1 protein-coding gene and 1 pseudogene are annotated in these 1,220 nt (G+C 38.1%); both read right to left on the minus strand.

Going from position 1 to position 1,220, the window contains the following annotated elements; translation table 11 throughout:
- Nucleotides 1-405: 405 nt before the first annotated feature.
- On the minus strand, nucleotides 406-876 hold the full coding sequence (locus QZT26_RS17740; protein WP_157820774.1) for a transposase zinc-binding domain-containing protein: 471 nt from the start codon (nucleotides 874-876) through the stop codon (nucleotides 406-408).
- 115 nt (nucleotides 877-991) lie between these two features.
- Nucleotides 992-1,220 (minus strand): annotated as a pseudogene (locus QZT26_RS17745) (hypothetical protein); the annotation flags it as partial.

Here is a 1,220-nt window from a genome sequence, read left to right on the forward strand (position 1 = left end):
TTAAAACGACATCCCTGCTGAATAGTCCCAAGAGCTTGCGATGAGAATACTTAGCTAAACGCATAATGACACCATTAGGATTAATACGCCGGATAAAATACCACTTAATCCTAATGTTATCATAATGACTGGAGGGTGTCAATGCCTATATTTACTAGTTGTAACGGCTATTACCGTGACATACACAAAGACACTACAACGATACTATTGGTACTATACAATACCATGTTATTTGTAGTCGCTCCCTTACTATAGTCGAATAAATCTGTTTTTCGAAAAACATTCTGGGTAGGGGCGAAGCATTTGCCTGCATATAAGAGAGAGACGTAAAATGCTGTACATACGCCAACCCCGCTATGTTGAAGGAGTTATACTGTACGCAGGCAAATGCTTCGCCCCCATTTTTCAAAAAGCCAAATTACCGCTAAGTTTATAAAACCAGATTTGTTTGACTATATAAAAATCATCCAGACATCTCTCCCCGCATGCCATGAATGCTCCTAACAATTTCTCTGAATTGTTATAAAATATTCTTCGCAACACCGACGGTACCGTTAATACTATATGCCGGTAGATTACTCCCTCATGTAACATCTTGCTTATTTGACTTATCCAATTATCTACATACACTTTACTACACCTTAAACAAAAACTGCTCTTACAACTCATCGGCACTACTCGTTTACCGCGTCCACAACTAAAACACAAATATTCCGTCAATCCCATCTTCTCTGGATCACCACAATTAAGCATCTTCTCCACTACTTCATCATAATAGGTGGTATCATACCTGGGAAACAACTTCTTAAAATTATCCCAATGATCAAAAAATATCTGCTTGAATATATTCCACCCTTGCCTCTGAATTATTTCCATAATCTGATTAGTATAACAACTGTCATATCTATCTACAATATAATATTTTACAACAATACATCCCCGCAAACCCGCATAATTAAAATGAAAATTCCTATACTATCAAGTTATTCGTTTAATTCGGTGCTGGTCCAAATCCTGCGGATTTCAATGCGGCCATGGCCTTTTTCAATTGTTTCGTGCTGAGGGGGGGAAAAGAACTGAGATTCAGTTCCTGGATGGCTTGTTTTATGGTTTTTTGATTATCTTTCACCGTGAATATATATTCTGCCTTTTTGTCTTCTACCAGATAACGGGCGGTTTCCTTTTGCGCATGTAAGGCATCGAAAGTAACGACACGGTCT

Origin of the sequence: uncultured Candidatus Kuenenia sp., assembly GCF_900696675.1 — a bacterium.
GTDB classification, from domain to species: Bacteria; Planctomycetota; Brocadiia; order Brocadiales; family Brocadiaceae; genus Kuenenia; species Kuenenia stuttgartiensis_A.